This is a genomic window from Arthrobacter sp. 01L42, assembly GCF_056400005.1.
Window position 1 is genome coordinate 77374 of record NZ_JBFTSL010000004.1, and the last position, 20618, is coordinate 97991.

General features: G+C 67.7%; 19 protein-coding genes. 12 read left to right on the forward strand and 7 right to left on the reverse strand.

The window, feature by feature from the left end:
• Positions 1-68: 68 nt before the first annotated feature.
• The 5 genes from tsf (at position 69) to AC1DN2_RS04645 (ending at position 4087) form a co-directional block, all read left to right on the forward strand.
• Positions 69-905 (forward strand): translation elongation factor Ts, encoded by an 837-nt coding sequence (tsf, locus tag AC1DN2_RS04625; protein ID WP_476849394.1) that lies wholly within the window; start codon positions 69-71, stop codon positions 903-905.
• A gap of 174 nt (positions 906-1079) precedes the next feature.
• The gene (gene pyrH / locus AC1DN2_RS04630) at positions 1080-1817 is read left to right on the forward strand and encodes a UMP kinase (protein WP_018774549.1); all 738 of its coding nucleotides are present in this window, start codon (positions 1080-1082) and stop codon (positions 1815-1817) included.
• Positions 1818-1951: 134 nt separating this feature from the next.
• Complete coding sequence (gene frr / locus AC1DN2_RS04635; RefSeq protein ID WP_018774548.1) at positions 1952-2509, forward strand: ribosome recycling factor; 558 nt, start codon at positions 1952-1954, stop codon at positions 2507-2509.
• Positions 2509-3429 (forward strand): phosphatidate cytidylyltransferase, encoded by a 921-nt coding sequence (locus AC1DN2_RS04640; protein ID WP_079551459.1) that lies wholly within the window; start codon positions 2509-2511, stop codon positions 3427-3429. Before frr ends, AC1DN2_RS04640 begins: the two co-directional genes overlap by 1 nt.
• Positions 3430-3460: 31 nt before the next feature.
• Entirely contained in the window at positions 3461-4087 is a 627-nt protein-coding gene (locus tag AC1DN2_RS04645; protein WP_476849395.1) for a DivIVA domain-containing protein, read from the forward strand.
• Between the two features lie 123 nt (positions 4088-4210).
• Here AC1DN2_RS04645 and AC1DN2_RS04650 read toward each other — a convergent pair whose 3' ends face one another.
• The 4 genes from AC1DN2_RS04650 to AC1DN2_RS04665 form a co-directional block, all read right to left on the reverse strand.
• Positions 4211-5677 carry a sodium/solute symporter gene (locus AC1DN2_RS04650; protein ID WP_476849396.1) on the reverse strand — a complete coding sequence of 489 codons (1467 nt, stop codon included), beginning with the start codon at positions 5675-5677 and terminating at the stop codon, positions 4211-4213.
• A 91-nt stretch (positions 5678-5768) separates the two neighbouring features.
• Positions 5769-6176, reverse strand: coding sequence for a DUF485 domain-containing protein (locus AC1DN2_RS04655; RefSeq protein ID WP_476849397.1), 408 nt, complete (start codon positions 6174-6176; stop codon positions 5769-5771).
• Positions 6173-6892, reverse strand: a complete 720-nt coding sequence (locus tag AC1DN2_RS04660; RefSeq protein WP_476849398.1) for a LytR/AlgR family response regulator transcription factor — start codon at positions 6890-6892, stop codon at positions 6173-6175. Before AC1DN2_RS04660 ends, AC1DN2_RS04655 begins: the two co-directional genes overlap by 4 nt.
• A 41-nt stretch (positions 6893-6933) precedes the next feature.
• On the reverse strand, positions 6934-8151 hold the full coding sequence (locus tag AC1DN2_RS04665) for a sensor histidine kinase (RefSeq protein WP_476849399.1): 1218 nt from the start codon (positions 8149-8151) through the stop codon (positions 6934-6936).
• A 260-nt stretch (positions 8152-8411) separates the two neighbouring features.
• Between AC1DN2_RS04665 and AC1DN2_RS04670 the strand changes: the two genes are divergently transcribed.
• On the forward strand, positions 8412-8792 hold the full coding sequence (locus AC1DN2_RS04670; RefSeq protein WP_079551449.1) for a DUF485 domain-containing protein: 381 nt from the start codon (positions 8412-8414) through the stop codon (positions 8790-8792).
• Complete coding sequence (locus AC1DN2_RS04675; RefSeq protein ID WP_026266623.1) at positions 8789-10405, forward strand: solute symporter family protein; 1617 nt, start codon at positions 8789-8791, stop codon at positions 10403-10405. The genes AC1DN2_RS04670 and AC1DN2_RS04675 overlap by 4 nt, the downstream gene beginning before the upstream one ends.
• 83 nt (positions 10406-10488) lie before the next feature.
• Here AC1DN2_RS04675 and AC1DN2_RS04680 read toward each other — a convergent pair whose 3' ends face one another.
• Both AC1DN2_RS04680 and AC1DN2_RS04685 read right to left on the reverse strand, forming a co-directional pair.
• Positions 10489-11217: a hypothetical protein gene (locus tag AC1DN2_RS04680; protein WP_476849400.1), complete on the reverse strand. Its 729-nt coding sequence runs from the start codon at positions 11215-11217 to the stop codon at positions 10489-10491.
• 135 nt (positions 11218-11352) lie between these two features.
• A complete protein-coding gene (locus AC1DN2_RS04685) occupies positions 11353-11826 on the reverse strand; it encodes an Lrp/AsnC family transcriptional regulator (protein ID WP_026266622.1) in 474 nt (157 codons plus the stop codon).
• A gap of 195 nt (positions 11827-12021) precedes the next feature.
• Between AC1DN2_RS04685 and pdhA the strand changes: the two genes are divergently transcribed.
• Genes pdhA through AC1DN2_RS04700 form a run of 3 tightly spaced genes read left to right on the forward strand, consistent with a single transcriptional unit; the run spans position 12022 to position 15625 of the window.
• The gene (pdhA, locus tag AC1DN2_RS04690) at positions 12022-13200 is read left to right on the forward strand and encodes a pyruvate dehydrogenase (acetyl-transferring) E1 component subunit alpha (RefSeq protein ID WP_374706662.1); all 1179 of its coding nucleotides are present in this window, start codon (positions 12022-12024) and stop codon (positions 13198-13200) included.
• Positions 13200-14210 (forward strand): alpha-ketoacid dehydrogenase subunit beta, encoded by a 1011-nt coding sequence (locus AC1DN2_RS04695; RefSeq protein ID WP_476849401.1) that lies wholly within the window; start codon positions 13200-13202, stop codon positions 14208-14210. Before pdhA ends, AC1DN2_RS04695 begins: the two co-directional genes overlap by 1 nt.
• On the forward strand, positions 14207-15625 hold the full coding sequence (locus tag AC1DN2_RS04700) for a dihydrolipoamide acetyltransferase family protein (protein ID WP_476849402.1): 1419 nt from the start codon (positions 14207-14209) through the stop codon (positions 15623-15625). Before AC1DN2_RS04695 ends, AC1DN2_RS04700 begins: the two co-directional genes overlap by 4 nt.
• 237 nt (positions 15626-15862) lie before the next feature.
• On the opposite strand, the gene AC1DN2_RS04705 is transcribed toward AC1DN2_RS04700, so the two are convergent.
• Positions 15863-16534 (reverse strand): SACE_7040 family transcriptional regulator, encoded by a 672-nt coding sequence (locus AC1DN2_RS04705; protein WP_476849403.1) that lies wholly within the window; start codon positions 16532-16534, stop codon positions 15863-15865.
• 160 nt (positions 16535-16694) lie between these two features.
• Here AC1DN2_RS04705 and AC1DN2_RS04710 point away from each other — a divergent pair, with 160 nt between their 5' ends.
• A complete protein-coding gene (locus AC1DN2_RS04710; protein ID WP_476849404.1) occupies positions 16695-18302 on the forward strand; it encodes a carboxyl transferase domain-containing protein in 1608 nt (535 codons plus the stop codon).
• 7 nt (positions 18303-18309) lie between these two features.
• Positions 18310-20535 carry an acetyl/propionyl/methylcrotonyl-CoA carboxylase subunit alpha gene (locus tag AC1DN2_RS04715; protein WP_476849405.1) on the forward strand — a complete coding sequence of 742 codons (2226 nt, stop codon included), beginning with the start codon at positions 18310-18312 and terminating at the stop codon, positions 20533-20535.
• Positions 20536-20618 lie beyond the last annotated feature (83 nt).

Here is a 20618-nt window from a genome sequence, read left to right on the forward strand (position 1 = left end):
CGCTCACTCGGTGAGCAGCCGTCCTGTCGGTCCGTACACCACATAAATTTCTAGACAGAGGGGTTCACATGGCGAACTACACTGCCGCTGATATCAAGGCTCTGCGCGAGCGCACTGGCGCCGGCATGATGGATGTCAAGAAGGCTCTTGACGAAGCCAACGGTGACGCCGAGAAGGCCATCGAAATCATCCGCATCAAGGGCCTGAAGGGCGCCACCAAGCGCGAAGGCCGCTCCACCGCCGAAGGCCTGGTTGCCGCCAAGGTCGCCAACGGCGTCGGCGTGATGATCGAAGTCAACTGCGAGACCGACTTCGTCGCTAAGGCTGACAAGTTCATCCAGCTGGCCGACAAGGTCCTGGCTGTGGCCGTCGAGTCCGGCGCTGCCGACCTCGAGACCCTGCTCGCCACCGAGGTCGACGGCAAGCCGCTGTCCGAGGTCGTCATCGAAGAGGGCGCCGTTCTGGGCGAGAAGGTTGTTGTCCGCCGCGTCTCCCGCATCGAGGGCGCCACGGTCGACGCTTACCTGCACAAGACCTCCAAGGACCTCCCGGCCCAGGTCGGCGTGCTGTTCGCTGTTGACGGCGAAGGCGAAGCGGCTGCCACCGCAGCCCACGACGTCGCCGTTCACGTCGCCGCCATGGCTCCGAACTACCTCACCCGTGAGGACGTTCCGGCCGATCTCGTCGAGTCCGAGCGCCGCATCGCCGAGGAAACGGCCAAGGCCGAGGGCAAGCCCGAAGCTGCGATGACCAAGATTGTCGAAGGCCGCGTTACCGGCTTCTACAAGGGCGAGGTCCTCGTTGACCAGGCATTCGCCAAGGATGCCAAGAAGTCTGTCGCACAGGTCCTCGAAGAAGCCGGCGTCAAGGCAACTGCCTTCACGCGCTTCCGCGTCGGTTCCTAGTCAGACTGGCCAGACACCAGTCAGGCACTAGCCAGACACGCTAAGGGGGTGGTCACCACGGTGGCCACCCCTTTTGCATGCACCCGTGAGGCACCGTTTCCGGTCACGGCCGGAATGCCTCCTTGGGCGCCCAGCACGATAACCTAACTCAGAGTTCACCAACGGGAAGGCACCATGGAAACCGTCACCACTTCAGCCCAGCCAAAGAAGAACAGGCGCCGCGTCCTCTTGAAGCTCTCCGGCGAGGTCTTCGGCGGTGGGAAACTGGGCGTCGACCCGGATACCGTCCGCGGCGTGGCCAAGCAGATCGCCGCCGCAGTTCCCGATGTGGAGGTCGCAATCGTCGTCGGCGGAGGCAACTTCTTCCGCGGCGCCGAACTGTCCCAGAGCGGCATGGACCGCTCCCGCGCCGACTATATGGGCATGCTCGGAACCGTCATGAACTGCCTCGCGCTCCAGGACTTCCTTGAGCAGGCCGGGGTGGAAACGCGCGTGCAGAGCGCCATCACCATGGGCCAGGTCGCCGAGGCCTACATCCCCCGCCGCGCCATCCGCCACATGGAAAAGGGCCGGGTTGTCATCTTCGGCGCCGGCGCCGGCCTGCCGTACTTCTCCACGGACACCGTGGCCGCCCAGCGCGCCATGGAGGTCCACGCCGACGTCGTCCTGATGGCCAAGAGCGGCGTCGACGGCGTCTACACCGCCGACCCGAAGAAGGACCCGACGGCGGAGAAACTGCACCGCCTCAGCTACGACGACGCCCTCCGCCGCGACATCCGCGTGATGGACCAGACCGCGATGACCATGTGCAAGGACAACAACCTCACAATGGTGGTCTTCGGCATGGAAGGCGAGGGCAACGTCACCCGCGCCATCCGGGGCGAAGACCTGGGCACCGTCGTCACCCCCTAGCAACGGCTAGGATGTTTTCAGGACCTTTCCGCCGCCAGGCGGAAGACAAAAGCGCCCGGCGGAATACGGCAGGCGCACAAAGAAGACGTGCCGCGCCCCGGCCCCCGGGACGCACCAATTTCTGAGGAGAGACCGTGATCGAAGAAACCTTGCTCGAAGCCGGGGACAAGATGGACAAGGCAGTTGAGGTAGCCAAGGAAGACTTCGCCTCGATCCGGACCGGCCGCGCGACGCCTGGCCTGTACAACAAGGTCATCGTCGAGTACTACGGCACGCCGACGCCGCTGCAGCAGCTGGCCTCCTTTGCGGTCCCGGATGCCCGCACCATCCTCGTCACCCCGTACGACAAGACGGCCCTGCGCGACATCGAACGTGCCCTCAGCGACTCCGAGGTCGGCGCCAACCCGTCCAACGACGGCAACGTCATCCGGATCACCATTCCCGAGCTGACGTCCGAACGGCGCAAGGAATACGTCAAGATCGTCAAGTCCAAGGGTGAGGACGCGAAGGTGTCCATCCGCAACATCCGCCGTAAAGCGAAGGAAACGCTGGACAAGCTCGTCAAGGACGGCGACGCCGGCGAAGACGAAGGCGCGCGCGGTGAGAAGGAACTCGACGCCATGACCAAGGCACACGTGGACGGGATCGACGAGCTGCTCAAGCGCAAGGAAGCTGAGCTGCTCGAGGTCTGATGAATCAGGCACAGGAGGCCTCCGGGCCGCGCGCCCGGAGGCGGGGGAAGCAGCGCGAGAACCCAACGCCCAAAGCGGGCCGGAACCTGCCCGCCGCCACGGTGGTGGGCGTAGGCATGCTGGTATGCGTCCTCGGCGGCCTGCTGTTCCTCCCGCTGGGCTTCGTCCTGGTGACCGCCACCTTTGCGATCTTCGGCGTCTGGGAGATCTTCCGTGCGCTGGAGGCCGCAGGCACCCGCCTGCCGATCGTGCCGGTGATGGTCGGCACGGTCGCCATGCCGATCGCCGCCTACTTCGGCGGCCTCGAAAGCCTGCTCTTCGCCATGCTCGTCAGCAGCGTGGCGGTGCTGTTGTGGCGGACCCTGGAGGGCGCCGCCGGTTCGGCGCGGAGCATTTTCGCAGGGGTCTTCACCCTGTCCTGGGTGCCGTTCCTGATCAGCTTTGCGGCGCTGCTGCTGCACACCGCCGACGGCGAGACGCCGGTAGGCCTGTGGCCTGACGGGGTGATTCCGGCGGGTGCGTGGGAAATCGCGACCCTGCTGCTCCTGGTGGTAGCCAACGACACCTTCGGCTACCTCGTGGGCGCCTCCCTGGGCAAGCATCCGATGGCCCCCAAGATCAGCCCCAAGAAGACCTGGGAAGGCTTCGCCGGCTCGATCGCCGGGGCCGTCGTCGTGGGCGTGCTCGCCATGATCTTCGTGCTGGGCGAACCGTGGTGGTTCGGCGTCGTGCTCGCCGTGGGCATGGTGGCAGCCGCCACCGCCGGCGACCTCGCCGAATCCATGGTCAAGCGCGAGCTCGGCATCAAGGACATGAGCAGCATCCTCCCCGGACACGGAGGCGTCATGGACCGGCTGGACTCGATTGTCTTCGCCTCGCCGGTGGCGTTCATCCTGTTCTCGGCCCTCACCGCCGCCTAGAAGCACCGGACCAGCACTTCCGGCGCCTAGAATGGTGCCGAGCAAACCAGCCGAACGGCATCAAAGGAACAAAGTAACAGTGGACATTCAACGGCAGATTCCTGCGTCTTTTGACCGCGTGCAGCGGAACCAGTATGGCTACAACGCCAGGCAGGTCGACGATTTCCTGCAGCGCGCACGGGTGTCATTCGAAGCTCCGTCCTCGGCCTCCCGCGCCATCAAGAGCTCGGACGTCCGCGTCGTGTCCTTCGATCCCGTGAAGGGCGGCTACGCCGCCGCCGGCGTGGACGCCGCGCTGGACCGGCTCGAAGACGCCCTCGCCCGGCGTGAGCGCGATGAGCTCGTTGCCGAACGCGGCGAAGATGCCTGGCTGCGCGAAATCGGCCGGCTCGCGGGCGTCCTGCGCGGCCGCCTGCACCGCCCGGACGGCCAACGCTTCCGGCGCCCGTCCAAGCCCAAGGCCCGCAGCTACAACACCACCGACGTCGACGACCTCTGCCACGAGCTGATCGGCTACCTCGAGGAGGACCAGCCGCTGAGCGTGGACAACGTCCGGCGCGCCGTGTTCCGTCCCGCCGTGGGCCGGGAGGGCTACGAGGAAAGCCAGGTCGACGCATTCCTGGAGCGCGCCGTCGAGCTCATGGCGGCCATCGACTAGTCACGCCCCGCGCGGACCCACGCCTGGAGCCCCACCGGCCAACCACCCGCCCGGGTCACCGACGCCGGATCGCGACCGCAGGTTCAGCGTTGCCGGAGCCCCGCCCGGGTCAGCACGCCAGGGTCACCGTTCCGTCGCGAGCGGCCGTTCCGGGGTGTGCAGCCGGGTCATCAGCCGTGTCATTGTCCGCGGCACCCGGCCCCGCGTGGCCCGCGACACCAGGATCGTGACGGCGAACGCGGCCGGCACCGTCCATGCGGCGGGCTGCGCCAGCCACGACGGCGTCTGCGCAGCACCCAGCACCGAGCCGGCCACCATCGCACTGCCGCAGAGCACGCCGCCGGTCACCATGCCCGCGATAGCCCCGGCGTCCGTCAGTCCCCGCCACCAAATGCCCAGCAGCAGGACAGGGCAGATCGTGGACGCGGTAAAGGCAAACACGAGCCCCACGCTGCCGGCCAGTGCCAGCGACTCGGTCATCGACGCGATTCCCAGAGGCACCAGCGCCGAGATCAGCGCTGCCAGCCGGAAGCCCCGCACGCTGCCGCCGAACACGTCCTGGCTGATAACGCCGGCCAGAGAGACCACCAGGCCCGACGTCGTCGACAGGAACGCCCCAAACGCCCCCGCCACCACCAGCGCAGAGAGCAGGTCGCCGGCCGCCCCGCCCACCAGGCGGCCAGGCAGCAGCAGCACCAGGGCATCGGCCGGCCCGCTTTGGGCGAGGTCGGGGGCGTAGGCCCGGCCGATCATGCCGTAGGCCGTGGGGAACAGATAGAAGACCGAGAGCAGGCCCAGGACAATCAGGGTGGTGCGGCGGGCCGACTGTCCGTCCGGATTTGTGTAGAACCGGACCAGCACGTGCGGCAGGCCGAGGGTTCCGAAGAGCAGGGCCACGAGCAGCGAAATGACCTGATAGGGGCCCGAGGGTGCCAGCGCCGTCGGATTCACCGCGGGGGCTGCCTCCGCCGGGGAGCTGTTGCCGCCCAGCACCAGCAGCATGAACACGATGGGCACCGCCACCGCCGTCAGTTTCAGCCAGTATTGGAACGCCTGGACAAACGTGATGGAGCGCATCCCGCCCGCCACCACGGTGATGCAGACGACGGCGACCACCGCCACCGGGCCTACCCACGCCGGCAGCCCGGTGGTGATCCGGATGGCCAGGGCGGCGCCGTGGAGTTGCGGGACGATGTAGAGCCAGCCGACCAGGACCACCACCAGGCTTGTGACGCGGCGGACGGCACGCGAATCGAGGCGCGCCTCGGTGAAGTCAGGGATCGTGTAGGCGCCCGAGCGGCGCAGGGGAGCGGCGACGAACAAGAGCAGCATCAGGTATCCGGCCGTGTACCCCACCGGATACCACAGGGCGTCGGTGCCGGAGAGCAGGATCAGCCCGGCGACCCCCAGGAAGCTCGCAGCCGAGAGGTACTCCCCGCCGATTGCTGAGGCGTTCCACCACGGCTTGACCGTCCGGGACGCCACGTAGAAGTCCCCGGTGGTGCGCGAGATCCGTAACCCGTAGAAACCAATCACAGCCGTGGCGAGGGAGACGGCGGCGAACGCCGCGACGCCGACGACGGGGTTCACCGGCCGTTCACCCGGCCGCGTGGGTGGCCGCCCACCGGGCCCCGTACGTGGCCGTCCGCCGGGCCGTTCACGTGGGTCCTCACCTGTTCGGTCATTTGTCGCCGGCGAGGTCCCGGTAGCGGGCCTCGTTCCTGGCCGCGGTCCGCACGTACAGCCAGGCACTGAGGCCGATCACGGGATAGATCCCGGCCCCCAGCAGGACCCAGTCGAAGGGAAGGCCGGCAATCGTGGAGTCCGCCAGGCCGGGGACCAGCCCCAGCATCAGCGGGAAGGCGAGCATGATCAGCAGGAATCCCAGGGCCACCACGAGGCCCAGCCGGAGCTGGGACCGGATGAGCGAACGGACGAACAACTGCCCGGCGTCGGTCTCCTCCTCCGCTTCGCGGGAGGCTGCCGCGGAGCGCCCGCCGTTCAGGGCGGCGCTGTTTGCTGCGGTGCCGTTTGGTGTGGCGCTGTTTGGTGTGACGCTGCGCGGCGCCGTGACCCGGACCCTTGTCATGCCTGCGGCCGGATACGGGTTGCGCCGAGCTTTTCCCGGACAGCAGGCAGGTGCCGGCGGCTGATAGGCAGTTCAGCTCCAGCCACGGTGACGCTGGGCCGCGCTGCGGCGAGCTTCAAGTGGCTGACGTGGCTCAGTGCGATCAGGTAGGAGCGGTGGATGCGGACGAATCCGACGTCGGCCCACTGCTGTTCGAGGTCCGCCAGCGGAACCCTGATGAGGTAGCTGGCATCGGCGGTGTGCAGCCGGGCGTAATCACCCTGCGCCTGGACGTAGGTCACGTCCTCGCGACGGATCATTTTGGTGGTCCCGCCCAGGTCCACGGTGATCATTTCGGGTGCAGGGGCACCATCCTTGAGCAGTTCGCTGATGCGTCCGATCGACTTTGCCAGCCTTTCGGCCCGCACGGGCTTGAGGAGGTAGTCCACGGCCGCGAGCTCGAAGGCCTCCAGCGCGCAGTCCTCGTCGGCAGTGACGAAAACGACGGCGGGCGGGCGGGCGCTGCGGGAGATGGCCCGCGCAATGTCCAGCCCGGACAGCGCCGGCATGTGGATGTCGAGGAACACGGCGTCGACGTCTTCGGCCTCGAGGGCACGCAGGGCCTCGGCGCCCGAGGAAGCCCGGTGGATGGCGCCGATCCGGTCATCCCGGCCGAGCAGGAAGGCCAGTTCCTCAACGGCGGGGAGCTCGTCGTCGGCGACGAGGACGTTAATCATGGCTCTAGCGTACTGCCGCAGGCATTCTTGCCCGACCGGAATCAGGCATCGTGCCGGGGCTGGGACTTGGGGACGCGCATCGTGATCAGGGTGCCTTCGCCCGGTGCCGTCTCGATCACGAGGCCGTTCTCGTCCCCGTACACCTGCCGCAGGCGGGCGTCGACGTTGCGCAGCCCGACGTGGTCGCCGTCGCTGTGCCCGGCAAGGACGGAGCGGAGCTGGTCCGGGTCCATGCCCACGCCGTCGTCCTCGATCGTCACCTCCGCGAATGCACCCGAGTCGTTCGCCGTGATGGAGATGTGGCCAGGGCCTTCCTTGGCCTCAAGGCCGTGCCGGACCGCGTTTTCCACCAGCGGCTGCAGGCTCAGGAATGGAATCACCGTGCTCAGGACCTCCGGAGCAATCCGCAGGCTGACCTGCACGCGGTCCCCGAACCGGGCCCGCTCCAGGAGCAGGTAGCGGTCGATGCAGCGCAGTTCCTCGGCCAGGGTGGTGAAGTCGCCGTGGCGGCGGAAGGAGTAGCGGGTGAAATCGGCGAACTCCACCACGAGCTCGCGCGCCCGGACCGGATCCGTGTTGATGAAGGATGCGATCGCGTTGAGCGAGTTGTAGATGAAGTGCGGACTGATCTGGGCGCGGAGGGCGCGGACCTCGGCTTCCATCAGGAGCGTGCGGGAGGCGTCGAGCTCGGCCAGTTCCACCTGCGTGGCCACCCAGTCAGCCACCTCCCCGGTGGCGCGGACCAGTCCCGCCCCGGCGGCCGGCGCGAAGGCGGCCACCACACCCACCACACGCGTGCCGGTTTTGATCGGGGCGATCACGACGGCGCGCTCCACCTCCGGCGCCAGCGTCATGCCGCCGACGCCAGCGGCCAGGAGCTGGAGTTCGCCCGCCGGAATGACGGCGAGGTGGCCGCCGTCGAACACTTTTGACGCGAGCCCCATCAGGGCAGGCTTGAGCTCCTCGGCGGCGCCGTCCCACGCGAGCACGCCGGTTGTGTCGGTGATGGCGAGGGCATCGCAGCCCAGGATGCTGCGCAGCTGTTTGCTGGCCTTGGCCGCACCGGCAGGGTTCAGGCCGGTCCGCAGGTACTGGCCGGCCCGGGACGCGGCGTGGAGCGTCGTGTAAGTGGCGCGCTCGGCATCGGTGCCGAGGTCGCGGAAGGAGCGGAGGACCTGGAGCCCGACGGCGACGACCACCGTGATCGCCATGGCGATCACCGCGACGGCGGCGGCGGTGAACAGGGGAGAGTCCGGCATGATGCCCAGCCTACCGCCGGTGCCGGGGCTGACGGCTCTGGCACGTGCCCGGACAACGATGGCCGCGAAACAGGTGTATCGGGCGCCGTTTGGCGCAGCGCCGGGACCGCTGAGCGACGCAGGCTGCCCCGGCTGTGGTAGGTAGCCCACGTCACGGTGCACAGTGATTGCAGTCACATCGGCAGGATGGGTTGCAGGGTGCGTCCCGCGCAGACCACGGCAACCGGTGTGGACTCACCAGTCTCAATGAGGAGGAACCGATGGGTCACGACGCCCAAGAAACGGACGCTGCGGCGGCCGTGGACTTCAAGGAAGTCCAGTCGACGGAGCAGTTCCAGGAACTGCGCACCCGTCACCGCAGCTTTGTCTTCCCGCTATCCATTGCCTTTCTGCTCTGGTACTTCGCCTATGTCCTGCTGGCCGACTACGCGGTCGGATTCATGTCGATCAAGCTTTGGGGCAACATCAACGTGGGCCTGATCCTGGGCCTGCTGCAGTTTGTCTCCACGTTCGCGATCACCGGCTGGTACGTCAGCTATTCGAACCGCAAGCTGGACCCCATTGCCTCCGAGATCCGCCAGGAAATCGAGGGGCACGAATTCGACAAGCACGGCAACCCGGTTGGGGGGACAGCAAAATGACACTCATGGTTCCCGCGGTCAATGTCGCGGATCTCAAGGACACCACCCTGCTGAACATGGGCATCTTCGCCCTCTTCGTCGCGATCACCATGGTCATTGTGATCAGGGCCAGCCGCAACAACAAGACGGCGGCCGACTACTACGCGGCCGGACGTTCCTTCACGGGCCCGCAGAACGGCACCGCCATCGCCGGCGACTACCTCTCCGCAGCGTCCTTCCTGGGCATCACCGGAGCCATCGCCATCAACGGCTACGACGGCTTCATGTATTCCATCGGCTTCCTCGTGGCGTGGCTCGTCGCCTTGCTGCTCGTCGCCGAGCTGCTCCGCAACACCGGCAAGTTCACTATGGCCGATGTCCTCTCTTTCCGGCTCAAGCAGCGCCCCGTGCGCATCGCGGCAGCCATCTCCACGCTGGCCGTCTGCTTCTTCTACCTGCTGGCCCAGATGGCCGGTGCCGGCAGCCTCATCTCGCTGCTCCTGGGCATCAGTGACTGGGGCGGACAAGCCCTGGTGATCATCGTCGTCGGCGCCCTGATGATCATGTACGTCCTGATCGGCGGCATGAAGGGCACCACCTGGGTGCAGATCATCAAGGCCATGCTCCTGATCGCCGGAGCGGCCGTCATGACCTTCTGGGTCCTCGCGATCTACGGCTTCAACCTCTCCGACCTGCTGGGCGGCGCGGTGGAAACCTCGGGCAACCCGAACCTGCTCAACCCGGGACTGCAGTACGGCAAGACGGAGACCTCCAAGGTCGACTTCCTGTCCCTCGGCCTGGCCCTGGTGCTCGGCACCGCAGCCCTGCCGCACGTGCTGATGCGTTTCTACACGGTTCCGACCGCAAAGGAAGCCCGAAAGTCGGTGGTGTGGTCCATCTGGCTCATCGGTATCTTCTACCTGTTCACCCTGGTCCTGGGCTACGGCGCGGCTGCGCTGGTGGGTGCCGACACCATCAAGGCAGCCCCGGGCGGCGTCAATTCGGCCGCGCCGCTGCTCGCCTTCCACCTCGGCGGTCCGCTGCTCCTGGGCTTCATCTCGGCGGTGGCCTTCGCGACCATCCTGGCCGTCGTCGCCGGCCTGACGATCACCGCGGCGGCATCCTTCGCCCACGACATCTACGCCAGCGTCATCGCCAAGGGGAAGGCCGACGCCGCCACCGAGGTCAAGGTTGCCCGCCGCACCGTGGTGGTGATCGGGCTGCTGGCCATCGCCGGCGGCATCTTCGCCAACGGACAAAATGTCGCGTTCCTCGTCGCGCTCGCCTTCGCCGTGGCTGCCTCCGCCAACCTTCCGACCATCCTCTACTCGCTGTTCTGGCGCCGGTTCACCACCCAGGGAGCCCTGTGGAGCATGTACGGCGGATTGTCCGCGGCCATCATCCTGATTGCGCTCTCCCCGGTGGTCTCCGGGGCCAAGACGTCGATGATCCCCGGCGCCAACTTCGCCATCTTCCCGCTGAGCAACCCGGGCATCGTCTCCATCCCGCTCGCGTTCTTCCTGGGCTGGCTGGGCACCGTCCTGGACAAGCGGAAGGAAGACGCCACAAAGCAGGCCGAAATGGAGGTCCGTTCCCTGACCGGGGTGGGCGCCGAAAAGGCTACCAACCACTAGGAAGGCTGCACCAGCAGAGAAGCTCCCGTGCAGCAGCACGGGAGCTTCTCTGTGGATGGGCGCTTCGACAGGGTTTTTCGAGGTCAGCGCTGAGGCCTCAGCCGAATGTTCACCATCTTCAGCTCGTCGTGGCCCTCGAAACGGTAGGCCAGCTCCACACTTTTCGTGTCGCAGTCGATCGTTCCGGCCACGTCGGCGGCGTTGGAGCCGTTGTTGGAGCTGACGTTGAGGCTTGAAAAGTTCGGTTTACAGCTGCCGTCAAGCTCCAGGCTCTGCACCCCCGCGGCGAACTCCTCCGGCGAAATCTTCCGCATGAGGGCCGGATCCAGGTACTTCTCGTAGGCGGTGCTGACCTCACCGGCGATGAGCATCTTCGTGAAATCGTCAGCGATGCCCCGTGCCTGGTTGGTGGCTCCGCCCACCACGTTGAGCAGGACGACGGCGCCGGCACTTACCAGCAGGAGCACACCGCCGACGATCCCGAGGACAATCCACAGGGCCTTGCGGCTCTTTTTCGGGGGCGGCAGGGCGGCGCCGCCGTAGTAGGGCGGCGGCTGCCCCGGACCGCCGTAGTACGGAGGTGCGCCGTCGGCGGGTGGCGGGTAGCTGGGTGGCGGGTAGCTGGGTGCCGCGCCGGTCGCGGGTGGCGGGTAGCTGGGTGCCGCGTAGTTGGGCACCGCGGCGTCGGCGGGTGGCCCGGGCGGCGGGGCGTAGTACGGAACGGGCGGCTGGCCGGGCGCCGGGTGGCCGGCTGCAGGCTCATGCCCGGGCTGCGGCGGTACGGGGCGGTGTGGTTCCTCGGGACTGCTCACGGTTCAAGCCTTTCCGGCAGTCCAGACAAGCCACTGCCTGTTGCACTGGGCCGCGTGCGCGGACCCAAGGACTCAGGGGGACCCAACGGACACAGCCTAGCGCCGCGGCCGCCCACGGCACAGACGAAAAGCGGATCAGTTATCGGCGGATCCGCGCTCCAGCAGGGGCTGGATCCGGAACGGGATCAGCTCGCCCATCGCCAGTGCGGTATCGGTCCGGTCCACGCCGTCGCACGCCAGGATCTTGCCGTTGATCCGGAACAGGTCCTCGGCGTCGAGCGCCACCACCCGCAGGAGCAGATCCGCCGAGCCCGTCAGGCCGTAGCCCTCCAGGATTTCCGGAATCCCGGCGAGCTCGACGGCGAGGGGGCCGAGCTTCTGCTGCTGGACGTGGACGGAGATGAAAGCCATCAGCGGGTACCCCAGGGACACCGGGTTGATCCGCCGCTCGAAGGAGAGGAACACGTGCTTCTTCTCCAGCTGGGCCATCCTGGCCTGCACCGTATTGCGCGAGAGTCCGAGCTTCTGGGCGAGGGCAACCACGGTCCGCCGGGGGTCCCGCGCCATGGCCGAAAGCAGGCGGGTGTCAGTGCCATCCAAGGTTTGCATAATGCGCAAGATTAGCACGGTTGGCGGACACCAAACAGGGCATAATGCTCAATATTTTTGCGGGTGGTTGTACCCGATGAGCATTGTGAGTAGGGTCACAATTATCCGGGGCAACGGCGCCCGGGCGGCTGGCGCGCCGCGGGATCACGAGTCCTGCGAGTTCCGGTCAGACGACGTCAGAAGGTGCGGACAACAGTGTTTACCGACGACGCGGGCAAGGGCGGCATTGCCGCCGGGGGCCCCGGAAACAGTGAAAATTCTATGAGGCGGACGGGCGGCGACCTCGTCCAGCTCATCACCCCGGCGGGCGAGCGCATCAGCCATCCCGAGTTCGATCCCTGGCTCCAGGACGTCAGCGATGAGCAGCTCTGCGCGCTCTATGAGGACATGGTGGTCATCCGCCGGATCGATGCTGAAGCCACGGCCCTCCAGCGGCAGGGCGAACTGGCACTGTGGCCGCCACTGCTCGGCCAGGAAGCATCCCAGATCGGCTCGGCCCGCGCCCTCCGCGAGGACGACTTTGTCTTCCCGAGCTACCGCGACAACGGTGTCGCCTACTGCCGGGGAGTGAAGCCGGAGGACCTCGTCCGTGCCTGGCGTGGCAACGCCTCCGCCGGCTGGGACCCGTTCACCGTCAACGTTGCCACCCAGCAGATCATCATCGGCGCGCAGAGCCTGCACGCCACGGGCTACGCCATGGGCATCCAGAACGACGGCGCCGACTGTGTCGCCGTGGCCTACTTCGGCGACGGCGCCACGAGCGAAGGCGACGTCAACGAAGCCATGGTCTTCGCCGCGAGCTTCCAGGCGCCCGTCGTCTTCATCTGCCAGAACAACCACTGGGCCATTTCCGAACCCGTCCGGCTGCAGTCGCACATCCAGCTCGCGGACCGCGCCTCAGGCTTCGGCATCCCCAGCATGCGGGTCGACGGCAACGATGTCCTCGCCGTCATGGCAGCCACCCGCATTGCCCTGGACCGTGCCCGGCGCGGCGGCGGCCCCACCTTCATCGAGGCCGTGACCTACCGGATGGGCCCGCACACGACGGCGGACGACCCCACCCGCTACCGGGATGCCAACGAACTCGAGGACTGGGCCGCCAAGGACCCGATCAGCCGGATGAAGTCGCTGCTCGAGCGCAAGGGACTGCTGACCGCGGACCTCGAGGCCGCCGTCGCCGCGCAAGCTGACGCAGTGGCCAAGGAACTCCGGGCCGGCACCATCAACATGCCCGAGCCGCAGCCGCTGGATATCTTCAAGCACGTGTACAGCACGCCCAACTCCTGGCTGGACCGCCAGCAGGAGCACTACTCCCGTTACCTGGCTTCCTTCGGCGATCCCGCAGAAGCCGCTTCTGAAGAAGGTGCACGCTGATGACGCAGATGACCTTTGCCCGAGCCATCAATTCGGGCCTGCGCAAGTCCCTCGAAAACGATCCCAAGGTGGTCCTGATGGGGGAGGACATCGGCGCCCTTGGCGGTGTCTTCCGTGTCACCGACGGGCTGCAGAAAGACTTCGGCAAGCACCGCGTCGTGGACACCCCGCTCGCCGAGTCCGGCATCATGGGCACCGCCGTCGGCCTGGCATACCGCGGGTACCGTCCGGTGGTGGAGATCCAGTTCGACGGTTTCATCTACCCGGCGTTCGACCAGATCGTCAGCCAGGTCGCCAAGATGCACTACCGCACCCAGGGCGCGGTCAAGATGCCCATCACCATCCGCGTCCCGTTCGGCGGCGGCATCGGCTCGCCGGAGCACCACTCGGAATCGCCCGAGGCCTACTTCACCCACACCTCGGGGCTGCGCGTGATCAGCGTGTCCAACCCCCAGGACGCCTACACCATGATCCAGCAAGCCATCGCCTCCGACGATCCCGTCCTGTACTTCGAGCCCAAGCGGCGCTACCACGACAAGGGCGAGGTGGACGAGAGCGTCGACCTGAGCTCTGCCCTGTCCATGGAAAAGGCCCGTGTTGTCACCGAGGGCACGGACGTCACCCTCGTGGCCTACGGCCCGCTGGTCAAAACCGCCCGCGACGCCGCCATGGCGGCCGCCGACGAAGGCATCTCGGTTGAGGTCATCGACCTGCGCTCGCTGGCACCACTGGACTTCGCCACACTTGAGGCCTCGGTCCGCAAGACCGGCCGTCTGGTCATCACGCACGAGGCCAGCCAGTCCGGCGGCCTCGGCGCCGAAGTCGCCGCGAGCATCACCGAGCGCTGCTTCTACCACCTCGAGGCCGCTCCCGTCCGCGTGACCGGCTTCGATGTTCCCTACCCTTACTCCAAGCTGGAAATGCACCACCTGCCGGGCCTTGACAGGATTCTCGACGGCGTCGACCGCGCCCTCGGCCGCCCCAACTCCCTCAGCGGGCTGGAAGGATGAGCGCCACCATGATCAAGGAATTCAGGCTCCCGGACCTCGGCGAGGGACTGACGGAATCGGAAATCGTCGCCTGGAAGGTCGCGGTAGGGGACACCGTCACCCTCAACCAGATCATCGCCGAGGTAGAGACGGCCAAGGCCGTCGTCGAGCTGCCCTCGCCGTTTGCCGGCGTCGTCGCGGCCCTGCACGAACAGCCCGGCACCGTTGTTGAGGTCGGGAAGCCGATCGTCTCCTTCGAGATCGAGGGCGACGACGGCGCCGCCGGTTCCGGCGGCGGTGCTGGTGCGGACGGGGCCGCAGGCGGCAAGCGTGAGCCGAACCTCGTGGGCTATGGCGCCGTCCTGGAAGCGTCCGGCCGTCCGGCCCGCCGCGCCCGCACCTTCGCGGCCCCGGCGGCCCCTCCGGCCGTCGCGGCCGAGCCGGTGGCACCCGTACGTGCTGCTGAACCGGCCGTCTCTGCGCCGGCCGAATCCAACCCGGTCGAAACCTCGGCGGCATCCGCGGCGGGGGAGCGCCCGCGGTCCACGCCTCCGGTGCGCAAGCTGGCCAAGGATCTCGGCGTCGACCTTGAGGCCGTGCCCGGTACCGGGGAGCGCGGGCTCATCACCCGCGACGATGTGCTGAACTTCGTCGGCGGCGGGGACCTGCCCGCGGCCGCCCAGGAGCCCGCCGGTGCGACGGCGCAGGCCGCAGGGCTTGTCCAGGCCCCGGGCGAGCGCGAGACCCGCACGCCGATCAAGGGCGTGCGGAAGTTCACGGCCGCCGCCATGGTGGCCAGTGCCTTCACCGCGCCGCACGTCACCGAGTTCCTGACCGTCGACGTCACGCCCACGATGGAGCTGCTGGCGCGGCTCAAGGCCAGTCGCGCGTTCGCCGGGTACAAGCTCACCCCGCTGACGCTCGTGTCCAAGGCCGTGCTGATTGCGTTGCGCAACCACCCGACCCTCAACGCCCGCTGGGACGAGGCCAACCAGGAGATCGTCCAGTTCAACTACGTGAACCTGGGCATCGCGGCCGCGACCCCGCGGGGGCTGACGGTTCCGAACATCAAGGACGCGGACCGGATGTCCCTCATGGATCTCTCCTCGGCCCTGACGGAACTGACGGACACGGCCCGGGCCGGGAAGACAAGCCCTGAGGCGCTCTCCGGCGGCACGATCTCCATCACGAACATCGGCGTCTTCGGCATTGACGCCGGCACACCCATCCTGAATCCGGGCGAGGCAGCCATCCTGGCCCTCGGTGCGGTCCGGAAGATGCCGTGGGAGTACCAGGACGAGGTCGCGCTGCGCCAGGTCATGACGCTCAGCCTGTCCTTCGACCACCGACTGGTCGACGGAGAGCAGGGCTCGCGGTTCCTCCAGGACCTCGGCGCCATGCTGGCCGATCCGGGCATGGTCCTCGCGATGGTCTAGGTCCCTCTACACAGCTGCCGGCTGCCCCGTCCGAAAGGAAGGGGCAGCCGGCAGCTTCGTGGTGTGCGGGCTACATTGGGCGGGGTTGTCGCCGTCCCGGGGCACATGGAGGACAATTTTCGACGGCGGCGGCCCGGTTGACGGCGTGTCCATGCCAAAGTCCGCATGGGGTGGACACGTGGGCGGTGGACACGTGGACCGGTGGACCCGGGAGGGCGCCCGGGGCGGGGGAGTTGCTTAGCCGAGCGGCTCGGTGGGGGCCGGTGCCAGGAGCGCGGCCAGCGCCATGCTTTCCAGCAGCGGACGCGCGCGGCGGACCCCGATCCGGCGCCCGTGGCTACGCACCGAGTGCGGGGTCGAGTTGATCAGCCCGAACGTGGCATGCGCGCGCATCCGCAGTTCGGCGGCCTCCGTGCCCTCGTGCAGTCCGGCCAGCACGTCCACCCAGAGTTCAACATAGTTGCGCTGAAGCGTGCGGACCTCGGCCTGGTCCTCGCCGGCCAGGTTGCTGAAGTCCTGGTCCTGGACCCGGATGACGTCCGGGTTGCTCAGCGCAAAGTCGACGTGGAAGGCCACCAGCCCGCCCAACGCCGCCAGATCGCCGTCGGAATCGGCCACCACCCTGCGGCCGCCGTCGAGCAGGTCCTGGCTGACACTGAGCAGCAGGGCGCCGAGGACGGCCTGCTTGCCGGCGAAGTGACGGTAGACCGCCGGTCCGCTGACGCCGGCCGCGGCCCCGAGATCCTCCAGGGAAACGCGGTTGAAGCCCTCCAGGGCAAAGAGCGCGGCGGCGGCGGACAGGAGGGCCTGCCGTCTGTTCGCCTTGGCCTGGCTGCGCTGGGTTGAGGCTGCCTGGGTCGGGGCTGCCTGCGCTGACGGAAGCTGGGCAGTCTGGCTGGGCTCGGTCACCGGCGCATCCCCTCTTTACAAAATGATCCCTGTGTTGGACATCACAGTTAATAGAGACTAACCTAAATCTCAGTTATGCGGTACTAACCGAAATAGTCGGGCGGCCTGAGTTGCCGCTCCGGCGCGCAAGTCCGCGCAGGTCAGGGAACGGAAACAGTCAATGGAGACAATCGCCAGCCGGGTGGATGCGACGAGCACCGCCTACGCCGCGAACCGGGAGGCCCAACTGGGGCTGGCCGGCGAGCTGAGGGAACGGCTCGCCACCGCCGCGCTGGGCGGGCCCGCGAAGTCCCGGGAACGCCACGTGGCGCGCGGCAAGCTCCTGCCGCGCGAGCGCATTGACCAGCTGCTCGACGATGGCAGCCCCTTCCTGGAGATCGCCCCGCTGGCCGCGGACGGCATGTACGACGGCGACTCGCCCGGTGCCGGTGTCATTGCCGGCATCGGGCTGGTGCACGGCCGCCAGGTGCTGGTCATTTCCAACGACGCCACGGTCAAAGGCGGCACCTATTATCCGATGACGGTGAAGAAGCACCTCCGCGCGCAGGAAATCGCCCTGGAGAACCGGCTGCCCTGCATCTACCTCGTGGACTCCGGCGGGGCGTTCCTGCCCAAGCAGGACGAGGTCTTCCCGGACAAGGAACACTTCGGCCGGATCTTCTTCAACCAGGCCAGGATGTCCGCGGCGAAGATCCCGCAGATCGCCTCCGTGATGGGCTCCTGCACCGCCGGCGGCGCGTACGTTCCGGCGATGAGCGACGAGACCGTGATTGTCCGCAACCAGGGCACCATCTTCCTGGGCGGCCCGCCGCTGGTGAAAGCCGCGATCGGTGAGATCGTCACGGCGGAGGAACTCGGCGGAGGCGACGTGCACTCGAAGATCTCCGGGGTCACGGACCACCTGGCCGAGAACGATGAGCATGCCCTCCAGATCGTCCGGGACATCGTCTCCACCCTGCCGAAGCCTGCCGCGCCAGTCTGGGACGTGGACACCGTCGTCGAGCCCGTTGCCGACCCGGATGAGCTCTACGGTGCCGTGCCCACGGACGTCAACGCCCAGTACGACGTGCGTGAGGTCATCGCCCGGCTGGTCGATGGCAGCCGGTTCCATGAGTTCAAGAAGAACTACGGCACCACCCTGGTCACGGGCTTCGCCAAGCTGCACGGCCACCCGGTGGGCATCGTGGCGAACAACGGCGTGCTGTTCAGCGAGTCCTCGCTCAAGGGCGCGCACTTCATCGAACTGTGCGACCAGCGCGGCATCCCGCTGATCTTCCTGCAGAACCTCTCCGGCTTCATGGTCGGCAAGGACTACGAGCAGGGCGGCATCGCCAAGAATGGCGCCAAGATGGTCACCGCCGTCGCCACCGCCAGGGTCCCCAAGCTGACGGTCGTGATCGGCGGGTCCTTTGGCGCCGGCAACTACTCAATGTGCGGACGCGCCTACTCCCCGCGCTTCCTCTGGATGTGGCCGGCGTCGCGGATCTCCGTCATGGGCGGCAACCAGGCCTCCAGCGTGCTCGCCACCGTGAAGCGGGACCAGTACGAGGCCCGCGGCGAGGAATGGTCCGCCGCGGACGAGGAAGCCTTCAAGGCCCCCATCAAGCAGCAGTACGAGGACCAGGGCAGCCCTTACTACTCCACCGCCCGCCTCTGGGACGACGGCGTGATCGACCCCGCGGACACCCGCACCGTCTTGGGACTGGCGCTCGACGTCGTCTCCCGCACCCCGCTGCCGGAGACTTCCTTCGGCCTCTTCCGGATGTGAGCCAGCCATGAATCTTTCTTCGCCGACCATCTCTTCGCCCACCACGCCTTCCGTGGCCACTCCTCCAGCCACCCCCACAACCGGCACCCCGCTGTTCGGCACCGTGCTCGTCGCCAACCGCGGCGAAATCGCCTGCCGCGTCATCCGGACCCTGCGCGCCCTGGGCATCCGTTCGGTCGCCGTCTATTCCGACGCCGACGCCGACGCGCGGCACGTGGGGGAAGCCGACTTGGCGGTCCGGATCGGGCCCGCCGCGGCCACCGAGAGCTACCTCAAGATCGAGGCCATCATCCAGGCCTGCCGCGACACCGGCGCCGAGGCCGTGCACCCCGGCTACGGCTTCCTGAGCGAGAACGTCGACTTTGCCCGCGCCCTCGAAGCCGCCGGCATCACGTTCATCGGCCCCGGCGTCGAATCCCTGAACGTCATGGGCGACAAGATCCGCTCCAAGAACCACGTCACCGGCTACGGCGTCCCCGTGGTCCCGGGCATCGCTGAACCCGGCATGACCGACGCGCAGCTGATCGAGGCCGCGGCCGGCGTCGGCTTCCCGTTGCTGATCAAGCCCTCCGCCGGCGGCGGCGGCAAGGGCATGCACATCGTCGAACGCGCCGAGGACCTGGAAGCCACCCTGGCCACCGCACGCCGGGTCGCCGCGAGTGCTTTCGGCGACGACACCTTGTTCCTGGAACGGCTCGTGCTCACCCCGCGGCACATCGAGGTCCAGATCCTGGCGGACAACCACGGCAACGTCATCCACCTCGGGGAGCGCGAGTGCTCGCTGCAGCGCCGCCACCAGAAGGTCATCGAGGAAGCACCGTCCCCGCTGCTGGAATCCCTGCCCGACGGGGCGGAGATCCGCGCCCGGATCGGCGAAGCCGCCTGCCAGGCCGCGCGCAGCGTCCACTACTCCGGCGCCGGGACCGTGGAATTCCTGGTCTCGGACGCCGCCCCGGACGAGTTCTTCTTCATGGAGATGAACACCCGCCTGCAGGTCGAACACCCCGTCACCGAGATGGTCACCGGCATTGACCTCGTCGAATGGCAGGTGCGCATCGCCGCCGGCGAGGAACTCACGGTGACCCAGGCCGACGTCGTGCTGACCGGCCACTCGGTGGAGGCACGCGTCTACGCTGAGGTGCCAGAGAAGAACTTCCTGCCGTCCATCGGACAGGTCGTGCTGCTGGACGAACTGCCGGACACCGCGAGTGGCAAGGTCCGTGTCGACTCGGCCCTGCTGGAGGGCCTCCAAATCTCGAGCAGCTACGACCCGATGATTTCCAAGGTCATCGCGTGGGGCGAGGACCGGGCTGAGGCTTTGGACACCCTCGATGAGGCGCTCGCCGGGTATACCGCGCTGGGCATCGACACCAACGTCGAATACCTGCGGCTGCTGATCAACGACGCCGACGTCCGCGCCGGACGGCTCGACACCGGCCTGATCGAACGGAAAATGCCGGAGTTCTCCTTCCGGCACCCGGGCGACTTCGAGGTGGCCGCTGCTGCCGTCTTCGCCGCTGCGATGCACGAGCATGAAACGCAGGACGCCGGGACAGGCCCCTGGCATCTCGGTAACGGGTGGCGGCTCGGTGCAGCTGCCCCGCGCCGGATCAGCCTGGGGACCCCCGACGGCGGTATCGCCACGGTGCAGGTATCCGGCTCCTTGGCGCGGGGGACGGCGACCGTGGCAGTCAACGGCGGCCCGCGACGCCCGGCATCATTTCGGTCCACCAAGCGAGGCACCGCGGAGTTGACTCTGGGCGACGAATCCCGCAGCTACGCGCTGGCGCCTGTCCACCGCGGGCCCGTCCCCCCTGGCCCCGGCAACCCGATGCCAACGGAAGTGTTCCTCGGCAACGAGGGCTGGTCCTGCCGGCTCGAGGTGCTCACCCGGGAGACCCGGCTCGCCCGGGTGCTGGCCGCGATCGAACGCGAGGAAGGCGCCGCCGACCCGGCGGTGCGCTCGCCGATGCCCGGCACCGTGGTGTCGGTGTCCGTCGGCAACGGCGACGCCGTGGAGGCCGGCCAGGTCCTGCTCTCGGTGGAAGCCATGAAGATGGAGCACCAGCTCGTGGCGCCCCTGGACGGAACCGTCCACATCAGCGTCGGCTCCGGCCACCTCGTCAAGGCCGATCAGGTGGTGGCAACGATCCACCCCGCTGTTCCGACTGAACCCTCGAAAGCAGAGGACACGATCGAGGAAGCCGTCATCGCGATGGGCGCGGCCGAATGACGGAACCGCACTGATCCCACCGCCTCCACCCCGGCTCACCAACCCCGGCCCACCCAACACCTTTCAACAGACCACAGATGTAC

Coding starts and splice junctions, on each gene's coding strand:
- tsf (WP_476849394.1), top strand. CDS start 69: ATGGCGAACTACACTGCCGCTGATATCAAGGCTCTGCGCGAGCGCACT.
- pyrH (WP_018774549.1), top strand. CDS start 1,080: ATGGAAACCGTCACCACTTCAGCCCAGCCAAAGAAGAACAGGCGCCGC.
- AC1DN2_RS04640 (WP_079551459.1), top strand. CDS start 2,509: ATGAATCAGGCACAGGAGGCCTCCGGGCCGCGCGCCCGGAGGCGGGGG.
- AC1DN2_RS04645 (WP_476849395.1), top strand. CDS start 3,461: ATGGTGCCGAGCAAACCAGCCGAACGGCATCAAAGGAACAAAGTAACA.
- AC1DN2_RS04655 (WP_476849397.1), bottom strand. CDS start 6,176: ATGACAAGGGTCCGGGTCACGGCGCCGCGCAGCGTCACACCAAACAGC.
- AC1DN2_RS04660 (WP_476849398.1), bottom strand. CDS start 6,892: ATGATTAACGTCCTCGTCGCCGACGACGAGCTCCCCGCCGTTGAGGAA.
- AC1DN2_RS04665 (WP_476849399.1), bottom strand. CDS start 8,151: ATGCCGGACTCTCCCCTGTTCACCGCCGCCGCCGTCGCGGTGATCGCC.
- AC1DN2_RS04670 (WP_079551449.1), top strand. CDS start 8,412: ATGGGTCACGACGCCCAAGAAACGGACGCTGCGGCGGCCGTGGACTTC.
- AC1DN2_RS04675 (WP_026266623.1), top strand. CDS start 8,789: ATGACACTCATGGTTCCCGCGGTCAATGTCGCGGATCTCAAGGACACC.
- AC1DN2_RS04685 (WP_026266622.1), bottom strand. CDS start 11,826: ATGCAAACCTTGGATGGCACTGACACCCGCCTGCTTTCGGCCATGGCG.
- AC1DN2_RS04695 (WP_476849401.1), top strand. CDS start 13,200: ATGACGCAGATGACCTTTGCCCGAGCCATCAATTCGGGCCTGCGCAAG.
- AC1DN2_RS04700 (WP_476849402.1), top strand. CDS start 14,207: ATGAGCGCCACCATGATCAAGGAATTCAGGCTCCCGGACCTCGGCGAG.
- AC1DN2_RS04710 (WP_476849404.1), top strand. CDS start 16,695: ATGGAGACAATCGCCAGCCGGGTGGATGCGACGAGCACCGCCTACGCC.
- AC1DN2_RS04715 (WP_476849405.1), top strand. CDS start 18,310: ATGAATCTTTCTTCGCCGACCATCTCTTCGCCCACCACGCCTTCCGTG.